Source organism: Pseudarthrobacter sp. NIBRBAC000502772 (assembly GCF_006517235.1).
In the GTDB taxonomy this organism is placed as follows: Bacteria; Actinomycetota; Actinomycetes; order Actinomycetales; family Micrococcaceae; genus Arthrobacter.
Map to the genome: position 1 here is coordinate 1,279,897 of NZ_CP041188.1, position 19,814 is coordinate 1,299,710.

The following is a 19,814-nucleotide window of genomic DNA, read 5'->3' on the forward strand; positions in this document are numbered from 1 at the left end:
AGGCTGGGATGCCTTATCCGAGTCCGATAACGTATCCCAGCCCTTCCCTCTACCCCGGCTTCAGCTTCGGTGGAGAGGGGCGGCAGGTTGCGCTTACTCCAGACTTCATCCTTGGTCAGACAGACGCTTTCGGTGTCCGCTGGTCCCTGACGACCCTAGACGGCTACGACGGATCACCATCGCCCACACTGAACCTGACGCAGCGGGCGCGTGGGCATGGCGCTACTGGCTCAGAATCGTTCCTGACGGCGCGGATCCTAACCATGGGCGGGCTGATCCACGGCGCGGACACGGCGGCGATTGAGGCCGCGTTCGACCGGCTGAATGCGGCGATCAAGCTGGAGCCGTTCGAGATTCTCGTGCTTGAGTCCGGGCGGATCCGTAACGCCATGGTGCAGCGCCAGGGTGAGGTTATCCCGACGTGGCACTCTGACAAGCTCGCCGCATATTCGGTTCTCGTCTCAGCCAAAGACCCCCGCAAGTTCGGTGACCTAGTCACAGCAACGACCCGCCTCCCGTTCTCTGAGGGTGGACTAACCTTCCCAGTCACATTCCCGATCACGTTCACTGGCGTATCTGGCACAGGCAAGGTGACGATCAATAACCCCGGCAACACGCAGGCCCCGGTCTGGTTGAGGATCGACGGTCCCATCCCGGCTGGTGGCTGGACCGTGACGCACATTGGCAAGAAGCAGTCGCTCACGTTCGCCACGGCCCTTGAGCTTGGCACTGGCGAGTTCGTGACGGTGGACATGGACCGCCGCGAAGTCCTCGCGCAGGGTCAGGCGCCGCGCTCGGGTTACGTCACTTCCCGTGGCTGGTTCTCACTGGACCCCGGCGATAACGAGATTGCTTTCTCGGCTCAGAACTATTCATCCACGGCGAGCCTGTCGCTAACCACCAAGCCAGCATGGAGTTGACATGACGATTACTTTCCTCGCCCCTGATGGGGTTGCGATCACGGCGCAGCAGTTCCGGCAGGCTCAGGCTGCGACACATGGCGGCGGTTCCGGCCGGCGTCTGGGCGTGCGCTCCGGGTTCCGCGTAGACACCCCCAGTAACGTCCTCACGGCCACGTCCACAACATGGACGCTCACCCCGTGCGCTGCTGAGATTGACCCCGGCGCGACGACCCATCAGGGCGGCTATGGCTGGTCCTCGGATGCGAACGTGACCGGATCCGTAACCGCTGCTGATGCGACGTACGCCCGCAAGGACATTGTTTACATCCAGGTCAACGACTCGTCCGCGGGTGATGGTTCCGGCGCACTGTCTGCCCCGGTCCTGTATCTCGCTGGCGTGGCGGCTGCTACCCCAGTGGCCCCAACCCTCCCCGCCCGCTCCTTCCTCGTCGGCACCATCAGCGTCCCGGTTGCTGGCGGCGGCTCACCCACGGTGGTCCTGAACCCGGCCCGGTATGTGGCGGCTGGTGCGATTCAGCCGGTGTGGTCACTGGCGGAACGTGACGCGCTGGTGCAGTACTCATCCTTGACCGTGCGGCGCATGGACGTGGCAGGCTTCCCGTTGGAAGTCAGCGACGGGACAGCCTGGAAAGCTACCCCAATCTCGGCCATCTACACGGCGCCGGCACTGAACATCTCCACAGCAGGCGGCGGGCCCGGACCACTGACTCTGGACGCTGCGAACTCGCAGAACCCCGGCACGATCACATCCCCAGCGTCCGGTCAGATCCAGGTGGCCGACTCGGGCGTGTACGCGTTCAACATGCACTGCCAGTTCGCACCGAACGTGTCCGGCTACCTGGCGGTCAAGAACCAGGCAGGGACCGGCACTTACGCGCTAACCAACTTCCCGGCCGGTGGTGAGCAGTCCATCGGGTTGCCGAACCTGTACCTCGCTGCGGGCGCTGTGGTGTCGTTCGTGATCGCCCCGTCTGCGCTGACGGCAACAACGACCACGATCCGTATCACAAAGATCGCCTAAGTTTTAGCGTGCAGCGATGAGGTAACAGCCTCATCGCTGCACTACCCACACGAACACGCCTAAATAGGAGGCCGCCCGCATGGGTGCATTAACCATAGTCACATTCACCGAAGGCAGTGAACATGAGTGAAGAAACATTGCCGCGCATGGCCGAATCCGTGCCTGTAGTTCTCGCCCGCATGGAGGGCAAGCTTGACAACCTCAGGGACAGGGTTACGGAGCTGGGGCCGCGAGTCGCCAAGCTTGAGGACCGAACCAAGGTGCTTGAAGATGTCACACTGAGTCTCGCCAAGGACGCGGCGGCTGAGGAGCAGAAGAAGATTGCCCTTGCCCTGGCCCTCAAGGAAGCGGACGAGACGCGCCGGAACCAGTCAGAGCAGACGTGGACCCCGGTACAGCGGGTTGGGGTGGTCCTCGGTGGACTCGTCGGCGCTGCGGCACTGGCGATCCAGTACTACTCAACCGTCAACGGCGGTTAGGAGTCACTATGAGGCACCCAGTTGATTACGCGCCATCGCAGGACTTTGGCGACAATCCCACGGCAGGACTCCCCGCGAGTCACTGGATCATAAAGCAGTTCGGCAACTACCAGCCGGACGGGCATACAGGCACCGACTACCCATGTCCTGTCGGTACGCCTGTCCGGGCTGTCGCTGATGGGACCGTACTGCACGCCGGATACTACGGCGGCACCTACGCTGACAACCCCTTCTGGATCTCGCCAGGGTTCGCCGGCTACTGCTACGTAGTGGATCACGGCGCATTCATTGGCATCTACGGCCACTGCCGGGATGGTGGCGCGCTAGTTCATGTCGGGCAGCGCGTTACTGAGGGGCAGATCCTCGGGCCGTCCGGGAACACTGGCGCATCCACTGGCCCACACCTTCACTTCGAGGTACTGCCTGACGGGTATGTCCTCAACTCCTATATGTACGGGCGGATCAATCCGGCCCGACTCTTCGCGGGCATCACCGCCCAATCCGCGACCATCACCCCACTGGAGGACGATATGACCCCGGAAGAACGCACCACACTCTTTGCAGTGCTGGACAAGATCAATGGCAACACTGACGCGCTGCCCAAGCCGCAGTACTGGAATGACCTGATCAACGCTGTGGCCCGCGTGGATGCCTCCGCATCAGCCCCGCAGCTCGCCGCGCAGATCAACGCCGCTGGCCTCGCGTCAGCCGTCCGTGACGAGCTCGTGAAGCTGATCGGGGGCGCCAAGTGAACATCACCAACCCGAAGACCCGCGCTTACATCTACGGCATCCTCGTTGCGGCTGGTGCTGTGGCGCTCGTGTATGGCCTCGTGAACGCCGAACAGCTCGGCGTGTGGCTGGCACTGGGCGGCGCGGCACTGGGGCTGTCCAACGGCCTCGCGCTGGCGAACGTGGACAAGCCGGGGAAGCATGAGGCTTAGCTAGACCTGCCGATATGTCGATTTCCTATAAGGGTTGGCGCCCTCATTCGGCCATTCAGCGGCAGTCGTGAAACCTTCATCCCACGCGTCGGCTCGTACCGAATTCAGCCCCTCCATATACGCCCGTAGCGCGTCCCGGATCACGTCCGACAGGTGGATGCCCTCGGCCTCAGCTTTGGCTTTAGCTGGGAGCCAGAGGGCATCCTCCACCCGCACGGCGCGGGGCGTCGTGCCCTTACTCATTCGGCGGGCTCATGTTTCGCGTCAATCTTTCCTGCCCTATAGCCCGCCGCCCATGATGCGTCCGTGGCAAGCTGTATCCGACGCTCGACCCCAAGCAGCATGTACGGTACCGCAACCTCAAGCATTGCGCGGGCCTCTGCGCGGTGGTGCTTATTGGGCGCATATGTACTTGCGATACCTTCTCGAACGTCGTATCGGTGTATCGCCTTAGCAACCACCTCGACAGCATCCTCCGGGATTTCGTTAGTCATGGCTTCCTTTCGTTGCGCGTTCCCATTGCTCAATAAGCCATGCATCCGCCTCAGTGTGATCCGTTGCCCCGTAAGCATCCTGCCACGCTTCGCGGCGCCTCGTCATGTGGCCATTCCAGAGCCTTGATCGTTCCGGCCCGCTCTCCATATTGACGACCCATGACGCGGCCTGCTGGGCTGGCGACTTGACGGCCCCCACCTCATGCAACCTTTGCGCCGTGACCGAGGCCGGTAGCCGCTACCACGCGGTACATGGTGCCGAGCTTACTGCTGGCTTCAAGAGCCGTGGCGCGGTCCATGTCCTTCCAGAACACCTTGTTGAAAGCATCCAGGATGTCGAAGCTTTCAACTTCGGTGGAGAGGGAAAGAACCTGCATGGCTGCCTCCTGGCGGCTCGGTATCGGCTTGTTCCGATAAGACAACTCTAGGGTGTAAATACACCGGTGTCAATACACCCATAAAAGGAGATCCGAATGGCGCTCACCTGGCTATCCGTAAATGCCAATACTGGCGCCATCACTGCCGACCTCCCCACGCTCAAAGCAGACGGCGCACTGAAGGCGACGCTGATGCGGTATGAGTCACAGACGGTCAGCCTGCCGACGTGGGCGGAAGGCACGGACGACGCGCCGCCGCCTAACTGGATGAACGCAACACGTGAGGGTGCCGTGTTCCTCGTGGCGCTGGGCGAGGCTGAGGAACATGAACCACGCGGCCTGCCACTCTGGGGCGGCATGGTGGTTCGGCGTACCCGGATCCCTGGCGGCGGCGTGAAGATGTCACTCGTCACGGCTGAGGGATACATGGACCGCGTCTACGTGGGGGACGTGCTCTATAACGACTGGCCGCAGAATCATATTGCGCAGAACCTAGTCGAGCTCTACGCCCGAACCAACGAGGGATCGCCCGGCCTGCCACTCCGTGTCGAAGTCATCGGAGCTGGCGGGCAGATCCGCAACCGCAACTACAAGGACACCGAAGACAAGACGCTCTACTCGGTCCTCACTGACCTGTCAGGCGTCATTGACGGACCCGAGTGGACTATCACCTGGGAATGGGTGGACGAGCAGAAGCTAGGGCTTGTGCTGACCGTCAGTGACCGCATAGGCTCACCCCCGCCGGCTGGCCTGAATCCCGGCGCGCAGTTCTACCTTCCCGGCTCAGTCTCGGAAGCGGAACTCGTAGAAGGCTACGGCGCGGACGAAGGCGCTAACGACATCATGGCAGTGTCTTCCGGCGTGGAGGACGCCCGGCCGCAGTCGCCGCATCAGACGAACGCGACGGACCAGCGGCCCCGGTTTGAATACCGATGGACCCCGTCAACATCCATCAGCGACGTGAACACCCTCACCGCCCACGCACAACGCGCACTCGCCGCGATGAAGGACGGGTCACTGGCACTAACTCTCACGGCGAACCGGGAAGAAGCGCCACGACTTGGCCGCGACTGGAACATCGGTGACGACATCGGGTTCAGCATCGAGGCGCCCGAGTTCCCCGGCGGACTCGTTGGCACTGCCCGTTGCGTCGGCTGGGAACTGACCGACACCACCGTTACGCCACTCATCGACGTGACCAATATTGAAGGCGGCATCTAATGGCGCAAGGGCTACCGGGCAGTCAGTTTCCAGGCGAGGATGCGCAGGGCCGCGAAGTCAAAGACCTCAAGCGCACCGTGCAGCAACTCGCCGCAGCTAACCCGCTGGCAACGGCTGGGATTAGCGCGGTAGAAGGCGGGATTATTGTTGAGGGTTCCGAAACTGTCAATGGCCCGCTAATCATCAACGGCCCCGCGACGATAACCGGTGCGCTCAACCTGCCTGCGGGGATCATCGGCAACGACGCGCTTGCCAATCCGATGATCGTTGAAGCAGCGAGCAACTACCTCAACAACTACGCGGTGGGCACGACATCGACTGCCCGAGCCACGGTCACGCTGGGAGTTCCGGACGGATTTACGACGGCCGTTGTTATGACCAACGCGACCGCCATGGCTCAGAACAGCACTGCCACTACTGACTATCTCTATGTGCAAGCCGTCGTGGATGGAGTCAGTGGCGGAGAAATGTATACGTCAGCAGGACCGGGGCTGGCAGTAGGCATCGCATCGCCGTTCAACACGACAATTTACGGCCTCGTGAACGGCCAGGATATTACGGTTTCCGTAGCGACTCGCACGGGGTTCGCTACCTGGACGGCATCAACAGCCAATCAGGCGAACATCTACGTTACGGTGCTTTACTTCCGGTAGTCGATAGCTCCACCCGGCGGTACACCCGGCAGGATCGGGTTGGGAACACCGGGGGCAACCACTGGCGGGGCCTCGAATGTCTGAGCGGGCCCGGCGGGTGCGACATAGGCAGGGGCGGGTGGCGTGTAGATCGGCGCTGGCTGCACAACTACCGGCGCGGGCGCCTCGACTACGGGAGCAGGCTCAACCACAACGGGCGGCGCGACAACGGGCGCAACCACCACGGGCTCGACGACAGGCTCTACTACAGGTTCGCTCACAACGGGCTCCGGGGTTGGTTCGGGTGCCACGGTGGTGGCGACGGTGGTCATTGCGGGGGCGGGCTGGTTGTCAGCGTTCGCGATGCCAATGAGCCCGAAGGCTAGGCCTCCCGCGAGAAGCATTCCGGCGGCCCCCAAAACTGCGGATTTTGTTTCCATTCCCTGAGTGTATCCACATGACCACTGAATTAATAGCCGAGGGAGAAATTGATGGCCTTGAAGGACTGGGCGAACGGGGTTTTGGGCGGAACTCCGCTTGATGCCACGCGCCTGAATGACCGCGATACGAAGCTGGAGCAGGCGTTATTCCAGCTCGCACGCAACCCGGAAGCCTTGTTTGCCGGGGCTGTCACGTATGACGGGAACGGGGCCGCAACGTCGGCTGTTATCGAGTGGCCTGATGGTGTGACGGGCAACTATTCCGGCACCGCATCAGTCAGCTTCCCCGGCAGTGTCTCCGCGTACACCGTGACCCGCGCAGGTTCGCCAACTGTCACGTTCACCCAGCCCGCAGTGACACGGGACGCCACTACCGGCAACGTCACGAACCGCCCACCCATCACGGTCACTTAGGAGCATCATGGTACTACCGGCAGGCGTTACGACGTGCCTGGTTTTCAAGAAAGCGCCCGTGAGTTTCGGTGGCACTTCGGGCGGCGTGGAGATTGAGATAACCCCGAGCGTGCGGCTGGTCCACACCGAGACGGGCACGCCACTGGTGGACTTCATCGAGTCCGTGGCGCCGTCCGAGGGTGGCATTGCGCAGGTCATGCTGCCACATACGGATCAGACCGGCTTCCAGGATGAGGCTGGCAACGCGTTCATCAACTGGCACTACACGGCAAGGGTTCGGCTGAAGAAGACCGGGCATCAGCCGAAGCATCAGCCGTTGTTCGACTTCCAGATTCCGTCCGGGCAGGTGACTGGACTCGACCTGTCGCTAATCCCGTCCGGTGTCGCAGCCCTGCCAACGTCAGCGCCGATCCTCACCGTGACGAGCATCAACGGGCAGACGGGCGCGGCGGATACGTACATGCAGCTTGCCCGCACGCCTGAGTTGCTGATCGTCGGGGCAATCACGCGGGACTCTGGCGGCGCACCAACATCTGCCGCCGTCGTCTGGCCTGACGGGACCGCCGGCACCTTCACCGGCACACCCTCCGCGACGTTCCCCGGCTCGCTCGACTCGTACACCATCACCTACGGGACCACCCGCACCTACACCCAGCCAACCGTCACCCGCGACGGAACCGGCACCATCACCAACCAGCCCGCGATAGTCCTGAGCTAGGAGCCAGCATGTCAGATTTCCTCGGGCCTAAGCCCCTCACTGCGGCCAGCATCGACGCCGCCATTACCGGCAAGATCACCACCCCCGGAAGCGCCACCGCAACGGCACTTACTGCCACTTATGCCAGCAGGGCAGTTGCCCGTGAAGCCCGCGCCGGCTCGCGTGGGTTCGCGTTCATCGGTGACTCCAACACGGCATCAGGCGTTACCGGGTCAAGCGCCCTGCTCCTGGCCCCGGTGATCTATTTTGAGAATCCGTCATGGGTTGGCTGGGCTGTTGTTACCGGGGCAGGGCGCTACCATGCAGCGGCTCACGCCGCAGAGCCGGGCATCACCCCGGCAGGCTGGGTCACCAAGTACCTTGCCGGTGTCATCGCCGCAGCACCTTACGCCGTCGTTGACGCGCTAGGAACCAACGGGCTCACCACCCTCGCCGCCCAACAGGCCGCACTCACAACCATCTACGACGCCTGCGACAACGCCGGGATCAAGGTCATCGTCTGCTCCATCCCGCCCAAGTCAACCGAAGGTGCGGAAGTGGCCCGGATGAACCGCTGGAAGCGGGTCATCGCACGCAACCGGGGCTACCTGTTTGTGGACAACTACGCGACACTCGTGGACCCTGCCACCGGGACCATGCAAGCCGCATACAACAGCGACGGAACACACTTCAACGCGGTAGGTGCCCGCGCCCTGGGCATCGCGTTCAACACTGCGATCAATGCCGTGTTGCCTGATGTTTCCATGCTCGCCCTGGCGCAGCCTGCACCCGCCGACTTGGTCAACAAGCCGCTCCTGCTGGTGAAGTCAGGATTTGTCCCCGAGGACTGGACCAGCCTTGGGTTTGGTTCCGCGTCAACGTCGGTTGATACCGTCGCCGGGGTTGCGGGCAAGATGTTCACGGTCACGCAGACCGCCGAAGGGGTCAACACATCCAGCGCCATAGCCCTCAACGCCGATCTGATCCCCGGACGGCGCTACCGGGTGGAATACAAGTATCAACTGACCGTGGTGGGCACTGCCCCAACCGCAGCATCCGTCCGTCTCGTTGTCACTACGGGCGGCGGCACTACGCTCACGTCGATCAACACTCAGCAGAGCGTGCCGCTCTCCACTGTCACGCATGAGTTTGTTTGCCCGACACTCCCGAACTACAACTACCGACTGAACATGACCATGAACGGCGGCGGCGTCGGCACCAAGCAGCAGATCGGGCAGGTCACTATCACGGACCTCACCGCAGCCGGGCTCTAGCGGACGGCAATCTCGGATTGCTGGAGTAGTCCTAGTTTGGCTTCAAAGATGGCGGCGTGCCCCGCAGCGTTCGGGTGCACGCCGTCAGACCCTACGAGTCCCTCAACCTTGGCGAGTGGCTGTTGGGCGTCAAGGTAGATCCCGCCCACCGACTCAACCGACTCCTTCACAACGGCGGACATCGCGGGCACGGACTCGGGTGGCGTGCGGTTGTCCCAAAGCACGTTGAATGCCACGATCTTGGCGGCGGGGGCTTCGGCCCGCAGCGTCTCATAGAAGGTCCGGACGGCCTCAGCCTCATCGGCGGCGGGCACGAGCGCGTCATTGCGCCCGCCAGCAACAAGAATCAGGGTGGGGTTAGTCTTGACGGCCTCAGCGATCATCTCGGGGTAGGACGGGCAGTAGTCCAGTGCGCAAGCTTTCTGGGCGTTCGTCGTTACGGACGTTGAATATCCGGTGCCGCCGCGTGCCAGGTTGGTGACGTCCCAAAGTTGATTGCGAGTCAGGCGCCCCACCCAGCCCATAGCCGGGTCCCCGGCTCCGGCCCCCGCTGAATACGAATCGCCAATGACAGCCACCCGCTGCGGCTCAACCTTAGTCACAGTGGGCGGCTGATAACTGGCGACACTATCGGCTGCGGGTGGCGGGCTTGGCGGGGCCATGAATGCGAAACCCACAACCCCGGCAGTCACGACAGCCAGGGCACCAAGCCCGATGTACTGCCAACTAGCCGCCAGCTTGAGCTTCTTCTTCTTAGCCATTCGTCCCCCACCTAGTCCTAAGCCAACCTGCCCATTCTATGGGGCCAATAAGACCGGCTTTGTTCACTAACTGAGTTGCCCTGATTCGAGCATGAAAACGGCGCCATCCTCACTCCCGAGGATGGCGCCGTTTTTGTCGTCTCTTTGTAGCTATTCCACAACAGTCCCGCGCATGCCTGCGTGTGCAGTCCTGGCGATAATGAGTACAGCGACGAGTACAGTTGAGCCATATTTGCAACATTCACTCCAGCGAAAAACCCCCTAGAAACCAAGGTTTTTAGGGGGTTTATCCCGAGCTTCCTATCAGAATCGAACTGATGACCTTTTCATTACGAGTGAAACGCTCTACCGACTGAGCTAAGGAAGCACCGCACAATTCGCCCGGCGTAACCGGGCGGTTCATGCAAGAGTCAACTGTAATAGAGTCCCTGCGCCCGGGTCAAAATGGGCGCCCAAACACCCCAGCAGAAGTCTTCAGCAGACGGTGTTGTCGGCAGGAACCGTTCCGTCCACAAGGTACTTGTCCACAGCGTCTTCGAGGCAGCTGTTAGCCCGGCCGTAGGCGGTGTGGCCCTCTCCCTGCCAGGTCAGCAGCGAGGCGTTGCCCAGCTGTTTGCGCAGGGATGCGGCCCATTCCACCGGGGTGGCAGGGTCGCCGGTGGTTCCGACCACCACGATCGGGGCTTCGCCGGTGTATTCCACCGGGGCGGGGGTCCGCAGGTTCTTGTACGGCCAGTCCACGCAATTGGTGCCGCCGTAGGCGAAGAAGTAGCCCAGGGTGGGGGAGGCCTGCATAAGCCGTTGCTGTTCCGCGCGCATGGAGGCAGTATCGGACACCATGGGGTAGTCCAGGCAGTTGATGGCGCCGAAGGCGAAGGTGGAGTTGGACGTGTACTTCCCGTCGGCGCCGCGGTCAGCGCCGAGGTCCGCCAGACGGAGCATCAGGCTGGCGTCACCGTTCAGTGCAGCTTCGAGGGCCTGGGTCAGGGCGGGCCAGCTCTGGTCGTTGTACAGCGGAGTGATGAGGCCGCTGACGAACATCGTGGCGTTCACCAGGCGGCCGTCCTTGGCCTGCCACGGGGTGTTCTGGACGGCGGTGATGAGGTCGCGGATCTGCTGGACCCCGCTGTCCACGTTCCCGCTGAGCGGGCACGAGGATTCCTGCTGGCAGCTGGCCACGTAGGCCCTGATGGCTTTTTCGAACGCCACGGCCTGGCCGCTGGTCAGCTCCTCGTTGCTGATGGACGGATCCAGGGCGCCATCCAGGACCATACGGCCCACATTCTCCGGGAACAGCGAGGCGTAGGTTGAACCAAGGAACGTGCCGTAGGAGTACCCCAGGTAATTGAGCTTCGAGTCATTGACCACGGCGCGCAGGATGTCCAGGTCCTTGGCCGCGCTGACCGTGTCGACGTGGCCCAGTACCGGACCCGTCTTGGCGGCGCACTGCGCGGCGATTGCCTTGTTGTCGGCCAGCGCGGCGGCAAGCCCGGCGTCGGTCTCCAACGCGTAGACCTTTGCCCGGGACGCGTCCCGTTCGGCATCCGCCAGGCAGGTAACAGGGGCGGAGCGTTTGACGCCGCGCGGATCAAAGCCCACCAGGTCATAGTTGGCCCGGACAGACTGCGAGAAGTGCGTCGCGGACGCATCCTTGACGAAGTCGTAGCCGGACCCGCCCGGACCGCCCGGGTTGACCAGCAGGGTGCCGGTTTTCTTGCCCGTGCTGGGAGCCTTCAGCGCGGCTATCTGGATCTTCTCGCCGTCCGGCTTCCCGTAGTCCACGGGCACGGTGACCTTGGCGCACTGGAAGCCGTTTTCGCAGGGCTCCCACACAACCTCCTGGGCGTAGAAGGTGTCCAGGCCGGCGGGCGCGGACGCCACGATGGCAGGGTCTGCCTTCGCCGTGGCGGGGGCCGCGTCCGGGGTGTCCCCGCCAAAGAGGCCGCACGAGGCCAGCGTCAGGGCCAGGATCAGGGCGCCGGCAGCCCGCAGCCCAATCACCAGGGATCGGGAGCGTGCGGGCAGGGGGCGTGCAGTCATCGAGCGGTCTCCTAGTAGTTGCTAGATCAGGCTGGCTGCCATGGACTCAATGGTCAACAGCGGTGCAACGTTGGTGGTGGTGATGCGTTGGCGGGCTTTGTTGATGGCGTCCATGCGGGCGAGGGTGGTCTCCGGGGCAGACCGGGCGGCGAATTCCTCCAGCTCACCCCTGAGCTCAACGTTTACCAGCTCCACGGCGTTCCCGAGCTGGATGATCAGCACATCCCGGTAGAACGACAGGAGGTCCGTCAGCGTCCGGTCCAGCGAGTCCGTGATGGATCGCTTGGCCCGTCGTTTCTGGTCGTCTTCAAGCTGCCTGACCTGGCTGCGCATGGTCGGCGGGAGCGTCCCTGACTCCGGGGCACCCAGAGTGGCCAGCAGCGCAGCCTTCTCGGCGGCGTCGCGCTCTTCATTGGAACTGTTGGCTTCGGCCGTGGCGATCTTCACCAGCTTGTCCGCCATCATCACTGCTGCGGTCACGCCGCGCAGACCCAGGGGGAACCTCACCGTTTCCAGCCGGCGTTCCCTCGCCTCGGGGTCCCGCGCCAGCCGGCGGGCGATCCCCACATGGCTTTGCGCCGCGCGGGCAGCGCGTTCGGCGAGTGCCGGGTCCACGCCGTCGCGCTTGACGAGCAAAGCGGCGACGTCGGCGGCCGGCGGCAGCCGCAGGGCCACGGCCCTGCAGCGCGAACGGATGGTCACCAGGACGTCAGCGGGCGACGGTGCGCACAGCATCCAGATGGTCCGCGGCGTGGGTTCCTCGATGGCCTTCAGCAGCACATTGGTGGTCCGCTCGGCCATGCGGTCGGCGTCTTCCACCACAATGATCCGCCAGCGCCCGGACGACGGCCGGTTGCCCGCCTTGGATACCAGGTCGCGGGCTTCATCGATGGTGATGGTGACCTTCTCGGTCCTGACGTACGTCACGTCCGAATGGGTCTCGCCGAGGATGGTCAGGCAGGCGGGACACTCCCCGCAGCCGCGCCTGGCCACGTCGTCCTGATCGCAGTTGAGGGCGGCCGCGAAGGCCTTTGCGGCGTTGGAACGCCCGGATCCGGGCGGGCCCGTGAACAGCCAGGCATGGGTCAGTCCTTCGCCCCTCGAGGCAAGGCGGAGCTGTTCGACGACGGCGGGCTGGCCCTGAAGGTCGTCCCAGACAGTCATGCGGCGCCCCGGCCTGCAGACGCGAGCAAGGCATCAACGCGGGTGAGGATCCGCGCGGCCAGTTCGTTGACGGGCAGATCCGCCGGCAGGACCAGATACGTATCCGGCCGGCTGGAGGCCAGTTCGAGGAACGCCCCGCGGATTGTTGAATGGAACTCATCGGCCTCTGACTCAAGGCGGTCTTCGGCGGCGTCGCCGGCTGTGCGGCGGCGGCGGCCGTCAGCGGGGTCCACGTCCAGCAACACCGTGAGGTCGGGCTGCAGCCCGGACGTCGCCCATTCGTTGAGCGTACGCACGGCGTCGGCACCCAGATCGCGGCCGGCCCCCTGATATGCCACGGACGAATCAATGTAGCGGTCCGTCAGGACAACCTCGCCGCGTTCCAGTGCCGGGCGGATCACCTGGCTGGCATGGGCCGCGCGGGAGGCAGCAAAGATGAGTGCCTCGGTGTGGGCGTCGATGTGGCCATGGCCGTGGTCCAGGACCAGGGAACGCAGTTTTTCGCCAATGGGCGTCCCGCCGGGTTCGCGGGTCCGCAGGACCGTCAGGCCACGTGTTTCCAGAGCCTCGGCAAGACGGGCCGCCTGGGTGGACTTGCCGGCGCCGTCGCCGCCCTCGAAGGCGATGAAAAGTCCAGGGCTGTTGGTGGTCACTGGTCTAGACTACCGACTTCGGGAGCCGCCGCACGTCCAAGTACGCTTTCTCCATGAGTCTCTCGGAACAGTATGCAGCGTCCCTGTCGGCCGAAACCGTGGTGGTTGCCGCCGGCCGGCCGGCACGTGAGCGGGACGAGCCCGTCAACCCGCCCATCGTGCTGTCCTCGACGTACTTCGGCACGGGAGCGCTGGGTGACGGGGATCGGGGCTACGGCCGCTATTCCAACCCCACCTGGGATCCCTTTGAGGAAGCCCTGGGCCAGCTTGAAGGATCTGAACTGCCCGGCCTGCTCTACGCGTCCGGACTCGCGGCCGTCAGTTCGGCACTGTCCCTGCTTCCCGCCGGCGGCGTCCTGGTGATGCCGTCGCACAGTTACGCGGGTTCGCTGGTGATGGCCACGGAGTTGGCGCAGAAGGGCTTCCTGGAACTGCGGACTGTGGACATCACGGACACTGACGCAGTCAAAGCACAGATCGCGCCGCAGGGACCGGACGCGAAAGCGGCCAGGATGCTGTGGCTTGAGAGCCCCACCAACCCGATGCTGGGCATCGCCGATATCCGCGAACTCACTGCGGCGGCCCACCGGGTGGGCGCCATTGTGGTGACGGACAATACGTTCTCCACGCCGTTGGTCCAGCAGCCACTGAGCTTGGGTTCCGACGTCGTTCTTCACTCGGTGACCAAATACCTGGCCGGACATTCCGACGTCGTCCTCGGCGCCTTGGTGACGTCCAACCCGGACATCCGGGCGGCGCTGCTGCACCACCGCATCATTCATGGCGGTATCGCCGGGCCGTTCGAGGCATGGCTGGCGCTGCGCGGGCTCCGGACCCTTGCGCTGCGTGTGGAACGGTCTCAGGCTTCTGCCGCGGTCCTGGCCGAACGCCTGAGCACACACCCCCTGATCGATAGCATCCGGTTCCCCGGCCTCCCCACGGATCCCGGCCATGAACGGGCCAAGACCCAGATGTCGGGCTTCGGTTCGATTGTGTGCGTGCAGATCGCGCCGGTTGCCGGCCTGAGCGGAGCAGACGCCGCGGACAAACTGGTCCGCGCGCTGCAGTTGTGGCTGCCAGCCACATCCCTGGGCGGGGTGGAATCGCTGATCGAACGGCGCCGTCGGCACGCCGCCGAGCCGCTGAGTGTTCCGGACAACCTGGTGCGGCTGAGCGTCGGCATAGAAAATATTGAGGACCTCTGGGCCGATTTGAAGCAGGCACTCGACTCGCTGGGCCGCTAGGCTTGGACGGTGGACGGTGAACTGATAATTCGGCCTGTAGAGCTGGCAGTGTTTTTTATCCTTGCCCTGGTGGCATTCGGACTTGAAGTGTGGGCTCTGCTGGACTGCGTCAGGCACAAGTCCGCCGCCTTTGAAGCGACCGGAAAACGAACCAAGACCTTCTGGCTGGCACTGACCGGCGGCGCCACCCTGATCGGCGCCATCTCGCTCTTCAGCAGCGGCGGAATCTTCGGCACGCTTGGCCTCTTTGGGCTCGCCGCCGTGGTGGCAGCGTCCATTTACCTCGCAGACGTCCGGCCAGCGGTCAAGGACGCTGGCCGCGGCGGTAGCCGTAATACGGGGCCATACGGCGGCTGGTAATCCCCACCGGCCCCCTCAGCTCGCAAGCTCGCTTAGGGAACCCTGCCGGCGTGGGCCCAACCACCGGGCCCCTCAGCTCGCAAGCTCGCTCAGGGAACCCTGCCGGCGTGGGCCCACACTAGACCGACGGTGCCACAGCTTCCCAGGCCACCGTTAGTTCGCCCAGGCGCCACCGCGCCGGGCCGTCCTGAACCGGCCACCCGCCGTCGGACAGTGTCCTGCACATGGCGTGCCAGCGCTGCCTGTTGCCGAATGACGCCAGCGGCGCCGACTCCAGCCAGGCCCGGTCCATGGCCTGCATCAGCCGGTGGACAGGCTCTCCCGGAACGTTGCGGTGGATCAGCGCCTTCGGCAGTCGCTCGGCAATTTCCGATGGCAGGTCAAAGCTGCCGAACCGCACGGACATGCTCAGTGACAACGGCCGCCCGGCGTCGAGGGCAACCCACGTCACCCGCCGCCCGATCTCATCGCAGGTACCGTCGATAAAGAGCCCGCCGGGGGCGAGCCGGCCCTGGACCAGCCGCCAGATCCCCGCCACATCGGCCTCTTCGTACTGCCGCAGGACGTTGAAGGCGCGGACCAGCACGGGGCGCCCGGGCAGCGGCAACTCGAAACCGCCCACCTGAAAGCTGAGCCCCGGCCGCTCGAGCGCCTTGGCGATCCGGACGCGCTCCGGCTCGATTTCGATTCCGCACACGCGGACGTCCGGCCGGACTGCGCGGAGACGTTCAAAGAGTTCGACGGCGGTGGCCGGCGTTGCGCCGTAGCCCAGGTCAACCACGAGGGGGTCGTCGGCAGCGCGCAGGCGCCAGGCCTGGGGACCGGTGAGCCAGCGGTCCACCCGCCGCATCCGGTTGGGATTGGTGGTGCCCCGTGTGACGTTTCCGACCGGCCTGCCGCTCCGGCCATGGGGAGCGCTCACGCGTTCAGCTTTTTGCACCACGGCCCAACCCTATCGTTGTAACGCAGGGCTCTTGTAACGCAAGGCGGGCGGCGCCGTGCCTCGGCTAGGATAAAAATCATGACTTACAAGCTGATTCTGCTGCGCCACGGCCACAGCGAATGGAACGCCAAGAACCTGTTCACCGGCTGGGTGGACGTTGACCTCAACGACCAGGGCCGCGAGGAAGCGGCACGCGGCGGCGAGCTCCTGGTCGAGAACGATCTTCTCCCGGATGTCCTCTACACCTCGCTCCTGAAGCGGGCCATCAACACGGCCAACATTTCCCTGGACAAGGCCGACCGCGGCTGGATCCCCGTCAAGCGGGACTGGCGCCTGAACGAACGTCACTACGGTGCCCTGCAGGGCAAGGACAAGGCACAGACCCTGGCCGAATACGGCGAGGAGCAGTTCATGGAATGGCGCCGGTCCTACGACACCCCGCCGCCGCCCCTGGACGACAACAGCGAGTTCTCCCAGGCCCACGACCCCCGCTACGCCGACCTCGGCGACGCGCTGCCCCGCACCGAGTGCCTCAAGGATGTCCTGGTCCGCCTGCTTCCTTACTGGGAATCGGACATCAAGGAAGACCTCAAGGCCGGCAAGACCGTCCTGGTCACCGCCCACGGCAACTCGCTGCGCGCCCTGGTCAAGCACCTGGACGGCATCAGCGACGACGCCATCGCCAGCCTGAACATCCCCACGGGCATCCCGCTGGTCTACGACCTGGACGAGGACTTCCAGCCGATCAAGCCGGGCGGCACCTACCTGGACCCGGACGCCGCTGCGGAAGCCATCCTGGCAGTGGCGAACCAGGGCAAGAAATAAATCAGTAGTTAACGTTCGACGGCGGGCCGGTCACCTGAGGTGACCGGCCCGCCGTCGTATGTGGTTTGGGAGCGGCTAGAAGCCCTGCCCCTGCCATTCGCCGGTGACGAGGTAGGTGACCTTGCGGGCCACGGACACGCCGTGGTCAGCGAACCGTTCGAAGTAGCGGCTGGCCAGGGCCACGTCCACGGTGGTGGCGGGGGACTCGGCCCAGTCCGGGGAGGCGATCGCCTTGAACACGCTCAGGTGGAGATCGTCGATGGTGTTGTTGGCCTTGTGGATGTCGCGGGCCACTTCGAGGTCCCGGGATTCCAGCAGGACAATAAGCTTGTCGGCGATCAGTTGGTCCTGCTCGGCCATTTTGTTGAATGTTTCCGTCATGGATGCAGGGATCACGGTGGCCGGGAAACGCAGCCGGGCCAGCTGGGCAATGTGGCGGGCCAGGTCCCCCATCCGCTCCAGGGAAGCACTCATGCGCAGGGAGCCCACGATCATCCGCAGATCGCTGGCCACCGGCCCCTGCAGGGCGAGGATGTCGATAGCACGTTCATCCAGGCTGGTCTGCAAAAAGTCGATACGGGCGTCCGCGGCGATAACGTCCTCTGCCAGATCAACGTCGGCAACCCGGAAGGACGTCGAGGCTTTCGCCATTGCCTCGCTGACCAACCGCGAAATCTCCACCAGCTGCTCACCCACCTGGGTCAGCTCTTCCTGAAAAACCTTACGCACGTGGGCGTCCTTTCTGTGGAACTCCGCCCCTCGGGTGGCAGACGGAACTCATGTCGCCATTCGGCACTCCAACATACAACTTTGTCAGCGTGCGGTAAACGATTAGTCGGTTGTAGATGAACGTTAGCTGAACCGTCCCCGTAATGGGCCAGGACGCACCGTCCCGACAGGAACCACGGCCTAAGCTGGAGTTGTGGATCCTATGCTCATCGGTGTCATCGCCGGCCTGGTCGGCCTGTCGCTCGGCACTTTTGGCGTGCTCGCCTTCAGGATCAGTGAAAAGCAGCGAAAGCTTGTTGATGTCGACGTGGACGAACTCGCTTTGCCGGCCGGCGCCGCGGAAGTGCTGGCGGTCGTCGGACGGGCTTTTGTGGTGGTTGACGCCGTGGACGGTGTGGTGCGCGCCAGCCCGGCAGCGTATGCGTACGGACTGGTTCGCGGCCACACGGTGGTCCACAAGGAATTGCTGGACATGACGGCCGGCGTGCGACGCGACGGCGTGATCCTGGAAAAACGGCTGGAGCTGCAGCGCGGTCCGCTGGGCCACGGCACCATCATCGTGCAGGTCCGGGCGGCCATGCTCGGCGAGGAATATATCGTGCTTCTGGCCGACGACCGCACCGAAATTACCCGCACGGAAGAGATCCGCAACGACTTCGTGGCCAACGTGTCCCACGAGCTGAAAACCCCGGTGGGCGCAATTTCCCTGCTGGCCGAGGCACTGGAGTCCTCGGCCGACGACGAACAAGCAGTTCGCCGGTTCGCCAAGCGCATGCACAAAGAATCAAGCCGGCTGGCCGCCCTGGTCCAGGACATCATCGAGCTGTCTCGCCTCCAAGGTGCCAGCGTCTCCCAGGAGGGCAAGGCCGTGGACATCAACACGGTCATCACTGAAGCGGTGGACCGTTCCCAGCTCCCTGCTGAAAGCAAGAACATCCGGATCGTGGTGGGGGAGCCGGTTGACGCCACCGTTTATGGTGACCGGGACCTGCTGGTTACCGCTCTGCGTAACCTGATCGACAACGCCATCCGCTATTCCCCGGAGAACACCAGGGTGGGCGTGGGCGTCCGGTCAAAGGACGGGCTGATCGCCGTGTCGGTCACGGACCAGGGTGAGGGCCTGACCCCGGAGGACCAGGAGCGCGTGTTTGAGCGCTTCTACCGGGTGGATGCGGCGCGTTCGCGCCACACGGGCGGAACGGGCCTGGGCCTTAGCATCGTCAAACACGTTGCCTCCAACCACGGCGGTGAAGTGACGTTGTGGTCACGGCCCGGCCAGGGTTCCACTTTCACCCTGCGCCTGCCGGAGATGGAAAGCCGGGACGCACCGGATACCGCAGGTGTCAAAGAACCAGCCATACCCGTGCGCAGAAAAGAACGCGGCGTACATGAGCAAGGAGCTAGCGCTTGAGCAGGATTTTGATTGTCGAAGATGAAGAATCGTTCAGTGATCCGTTGTCCTATCTACTGGGCAAGGAGGGGTTCGAGGTAGAAGTGGTGGACAACGGCCTCGACGCCATCACCGAATTCGACCGGAACGGGGCGGATCTGGTGCTGCTGGACCTGCAGCTCCCCGGCCTGTCAGGTACGGAGGTCTGCCGCCAGCTGCGGCAGCGCTCCAGCGTTCCGGTCATCATGCTGACGGCCAAGGACTCCGAGATTGACAAGGTGGTTGGCCTGGAGCTGGGCGCTGACGACTACGTCACCAAGCCCTATTCCTCCCGCGAGCTGGTGGCCCGCGTCCGGGCCGTACTCCGCCGGCAGGGTGAACCTGAGGAGCTGATCTCGGCCACAGTCCAGGCCGGCCCTGTCCGGATGGACATCGAACGGCATGTGGTCAGCGTGGATGGCCAGCAGGTCCTCTTGCCGCTGAAGGAGTTCGAGCTGCTGGAAATGCTGCTGCGCAACTCCGGCCGCGTACTCACCCGCGGCCAGCTGATCGACCGGGTCTGGGGTTCGGACTACGTGGGGGACACCAAAACCCTGGACGTGCATGTCAAGCGGCTGCGCGGCAAGATCGAGCCCGACCCGTCCATACCGCGTTTCCTGGTAACCGTCCGCGGCCTGGGCTACAAGTTCGAGCCGTAGGCCTCTCCGCCGTCTGGCACGCCGGGCATCAGGCGCACCAGACTTCAAGTGCACAAAAGGAGGGGCTCCCCGCGGGGAGCCCCTCCTTTTGT

24 protein-coding genes and 1 tRNA gene are annotated in these 19,814 nt (G+C 64.0%); 15 read left to right on the plus strand and 10 right to left on the minus strand.

What is annotated here, in order from left to right:
• Positions 1-8 precede the first annotated feature (8 nt).
• The 5 genes from NIBR502772_RS06140 to NIBR502772_RS06160 all read left to right on the plus strand — a co-directional run bounded on the left by NIBR502772_RS06140 (position 9) and on the right by NIBR502772_RS06160 (position 3,366).
• Entirely contained in the window at positions 9-920 is a 912-nt protein-coding gene (locus NIBR502772_RS06140; protein ID WP_141139502.1) for a phage tail domain-containing protein, read from the plus strand.
• 1 nt (position 921) lies between these two features.
• Complete coding sequence (locus NIBR502772_RS06145; RefSeq protein WP_141139503.1) at positions 922-1,944, plus strand: hypothetical protein; 1,023 nt, start codon at positions 922-924, stop codon at positions 1,942-1,944.
• 122 nt (positions 1,945-2,066) lie between these two features.
• Positions 2,067-2,423 carry a hypothetical protein gene (locus NIBR502772_RS06150; RefSeq protein ID WP_141139504.1) on the plus strand — a complete coding sequence of 119 codons (357 nt, stop codon included), beginning with the start codon at positions 2,067-2,069 and terminating at the stop codon, positions 2,421-2,423.
• 8 nt (positions 2,424-2,431) lie between these two features.
• On the plus strand, positions 2,432-3,175 hold the full coding sequence (locus NIBR502772_RS06155; RefSeq protein WP_141139505.1) for a M23 family metallopeptidase: 744 nt from the start codon (positions 2,432-2,434) through the stop codon (positions 3,173-3,175).
• Positions 3,172-3,366: a hypothetical protein gene (locus NIBR502772_RS06160; protein WP_141139506.1), complete on the plus strand. Its 195-nt coding sequence runs from the start codon at positions 3,172-3,174 to the stop codon at positions 3,364-3,366. Before NIBR502772_RS06155 ends, NIBR502772_RS06160 begins: the two co-directional genes overlap by 4 nt.
• A gap of 239 nt (positions 3,367-3,605) precedes the next feature.
• Here NIBR502772_RS06160 and NIBR502772_RS06165 read toward each other — a convergent pair whose 3' ends face one another.
• Positions 3,606-3,860 carry a hypothetical protein gene (locus tag NIBR502772_RS06165; protein WP_141139507.1) on the minus strand — a complete coding sequence of 85 codons (255 nt, stop codon included), beginning with the start codon at positions 3,858-3,860 and terminating at the stop codon, positions 3,606-3,608.
• Between the two features lie 200 nt (positions 3,861-4,060).
• Positions 4,061-4,237, minus strand: coding sequence for a hypothetical protein (locus tag NIBR502772_RS22355; protein WP_168223493.1), 177 nt, complete (start codon positions 4,235-4,237; stop codon positions 4,061-4,063).
• 96 nt (positions 4,238-4,333) lie between these two features.
• Here NIBR502772_RS22355 and NIBR502772_RS06170 point away from each other — a divergent pair, with 96 nt between their 5' ends.
• Both NIBR502772_RS06170 and NIBR502772_RS06175 read left to right on the plus strand, forming a co-directional pair.
• Positions 4,334-5,458, plus strand: a complete 1,125-nt coding sequence (locus tag NIBR502772_RS06170) for a hypothetical protein (protein WP_141139508.1) — start codon at positions 4,334-4,336, stop codon at positions 5,456-5,458.
• Positions 5,458-6,111: a hypothetical protein gene (locus NIBR502772_RS06175; protein WP_141139509.1), complete on the plus strand. Its 654-nt coding sequence runs from the start codon at positions 5,458-5,460 to the stop codon at positions 6,109-6,111. The genes NIBR502772_RS06170 and NIBR502772_RS06175 overlap by 1 nt, the downstream gene beginning before the upstream one ends.
• On the opposite strand, the gene NIBR502772_RS06180 is transcribed toward NIBR502772_RS06175, so the two are convergent.
• Positions 6,099-6,530, minus strand: a complete 432-nt coding sequence (locus NIBR502772_RS06180) for a hypothetical protein (protein ID WP_141139510.1) — start codon at positions 6,528-6,530, stop codon at positions 6,099-6,101. The two genes, NIBR502772_RS06175 and NIBR502772_RS06180, sit on opposite strands and share 13 nt — an antisense overlap.
• A gap of 51 nt (positions 6,531-6,581) precedes the next feature.
• Between NIBR502772_RS06180 and NIBR502772_RS06185 the strand changes: the two genes are divergently transcribed.
• From NIBR502772_RS06185 to NIBR502772_RS06195, 3 genes are read left to right on the plus strand one after another with little or no spacing between them, the layout of a single operon-like run.
• Positions 6,582-6,944 (plus strand): hypothetical protein, encoded by a 363-nt coding sequence (locus NIBR502772_RS06185; protein WP_141139511.1) that lies wholly within the window; start codon positions 6,582-6,584, stop codon positions 6,942-6,944.
• Positions 6,945-6,951: 7 nt separating this feature from the next.
• Complete coding sequence (locus tag NIBR502772_RS06190; RefSeq protein WP_141139512.1) at positions 6,952-7,662, plus strand: hypothetical protein; 711 nt, start codon at positions 6,952-6,954, stop codon at positions 7,660-7,662.
• 8 nt (positions 7,663-7,670) lie between these two features.
• Positions 7,671-8,915, plus strand: a complete 1,245-nt coding sequence (locus tag NIBR502772_RS06195) for an SGNH/GDSL hydrolase family protein (RefSeq protein ID WP_141139513.1) — start codon at positions 7,671-7,673, stop codon at positions 8,913-8,915.
• Here NIBR502772_RS06195 and NIBR502772_RS06200 read toward each other — a convergent pair.
• The 5 genes from NIBR502772_RS06200 to tmk all read right to left on the minus strand — a co-directional run bounded on the left by NIBR502772_RS06200 (position 8,912) and on the right by tmk (position 13,533).
• Complete coding sequence (locus NIBR502772_RS06200; RefSeq protein ID WP_141139514.1) at positions 8,912-9,676, minus strand: SGNH/GDSL hydrolase family protein; 765 nt, start codon at positions 9,674-9,676, stop codon at positions 8,912-8,914. The two genes, NIBR502772_RS06195 and NIBR502772_RS06200, sit on opposite strands and share 4 nt — an antisense overlap.
• 294 nt (positions 9,677-9,970) lie before the next feature.
• Positions 9,971-10,043 (minus strand) — tRNA-Thr (locus NIBR502772_RS06205).
• 107 nt (positions 10,044-10,150) lie between these two features.
• On the minus strand, positions 10,151-11,716 hold the full coding sequence (locus NIBR502772_RS06210; RefSeq protein WP_141139515.1) for an alpha/beta hydrolase: 1,566 nt from the start codon (positions 11,714-11,716) through the stop codon (positions 10,151-10,153).
• A gap of 21 nt (positions 11,717-11,737) precedes the next feature.
• Complete coding sequence (locus NIBR502772_RS06215) at positions 11,738-12,880, minus strand: DNA polymerase III subunit delta' (RefSeq protein WP_104063327.1); 1,143 nt, start codon at positions 12,878-12,880, stop codon at positions 11,738-11,740.
• Positions 12,877-13,533, minus strand: a complete 657-nt coding sequence (gene tmk / locus NIBR502772_RS06220) for a dTMP kinase (protein WP_141139516.1) — start codon at positions 13,531-13,533, stop codon at positions 12,877-12,879. Before tmk ends, NIBR502772_RS06215 begins: the two co-directional genes overlap by 4 nt.
• A 53-nt stretch (positions 13,534-13,586) precedes the next feature.
• Between tmk and NIBR502772_RS06225 the strand changes: the two genes are divergently transcribed.
• The gene (locus NIBR502772_RS06225) at positions 13,587-14,777 is read left to right on the plus strand and encodes a PLP-dependent aspartate aminotransferase family protein (protein ID WP_141139517.1); all 1,191 of its coding nucleotides are present in this window, start codon (positions 13,587-13,589) and stop codon (positions 14,775-14,777) included.
• 9 nt (positions 14,778-14,786) lie between these two features.
• Positions 14,787-15,137: a DUF2516 family protein gene (locus NIBR502772_RS06230; protein ID WP_056342490.1), complete on the plus strand. Its 351-nt coding sequence runs from the start codon at positions 14,787-14,789 to the stop codon at positions 15,135-15,137.
• A gap of 118 nt (positions 15,138-15,255) precedes the next feature.
• Here the strand turns inward: NIBR502772_RS06230 and NIBR502772_RS06235 are convergent, their stop codons facing one another.
• Positions 15,256-16,080 (minus strand): class I SAM-dependent methyltransferase, encoded by an 825-nt coding sequence (locus NIBR502772_RS06235; RefSeq protein ID WP_210412393.1) that lies wholly within the window; start codon positions 16,078-16,080, stop codon positions 15,256-15,258.
• Between the two features lie 78 nt (positions 16,081-16,158).
• Here NIBR502772_RS06235 and NIBR502772_RS06240 point away from each other — a divergent pair, with 78 nt between their 5' ends.
• Positions 16,159-16,905, plus strand: coding sequence for a phosphoglyceromutase (locus NIBR502772_RS06240; RefSeq protein WP_141139518.1), 747 nt, complete (start codon positions 16,159-16,161; stop codon positions 16,903-16,905).
• Positions 16,906-16,980: 75 nt separating this feature from the next.
• Here NIBR502772_RS06240 and phoU read toward each other — a convergent pair whose 3' ends face one another.
• Positions 16,981-17,634, minus strand: a complete 654-nt coding sequence (gene phoU, locus NIBR502772_RS06245; RefSeq protein WP_141139519.1) for a phosphate signaling complex protein PhoU — start codon at positions 17,632-17,634, stop codon at positions 16,981-16,983.
• Positions 17,635-17,836: 202 nt separating this feature from the next.
• On the opposite strand from phoU, the gene NIBR502772_RS06250 reads away from it, so the two are divergent.
• Together NIBR502772_RS06250 and NIBR502772_RS06255 are read left to right on the plus strand one after the other, a co-directional pair.
• Positions 17,837-19,045: a cell wall metabolism sensor histidine kinase WalK gene (locus NIBR502772_RS06250; RefSeq protein WP_141141960.1), complete on the plus strand. Its 1,209-nt coding sequence runs from the start codon at positions 17,837-17,839 to the stop codon at positions 19,043-19,045.
• Positions 19,042-19,722, plus strand: a complete 681-nt coding sequence (locus NIBR502772_RS06255) for a response regulator transcription factor (protein ID WP_056342479.1) — start codon at positions 19,042-19,044, stop codon at positions 19,720-19,722. Before NIBR502772_RS06250 ends, NIBR502772_RS06255 begins: the two co-directional genes overlap by 4 nt.
• Positions 19,723-19,814: the final 92 nt, after the last annotated feature.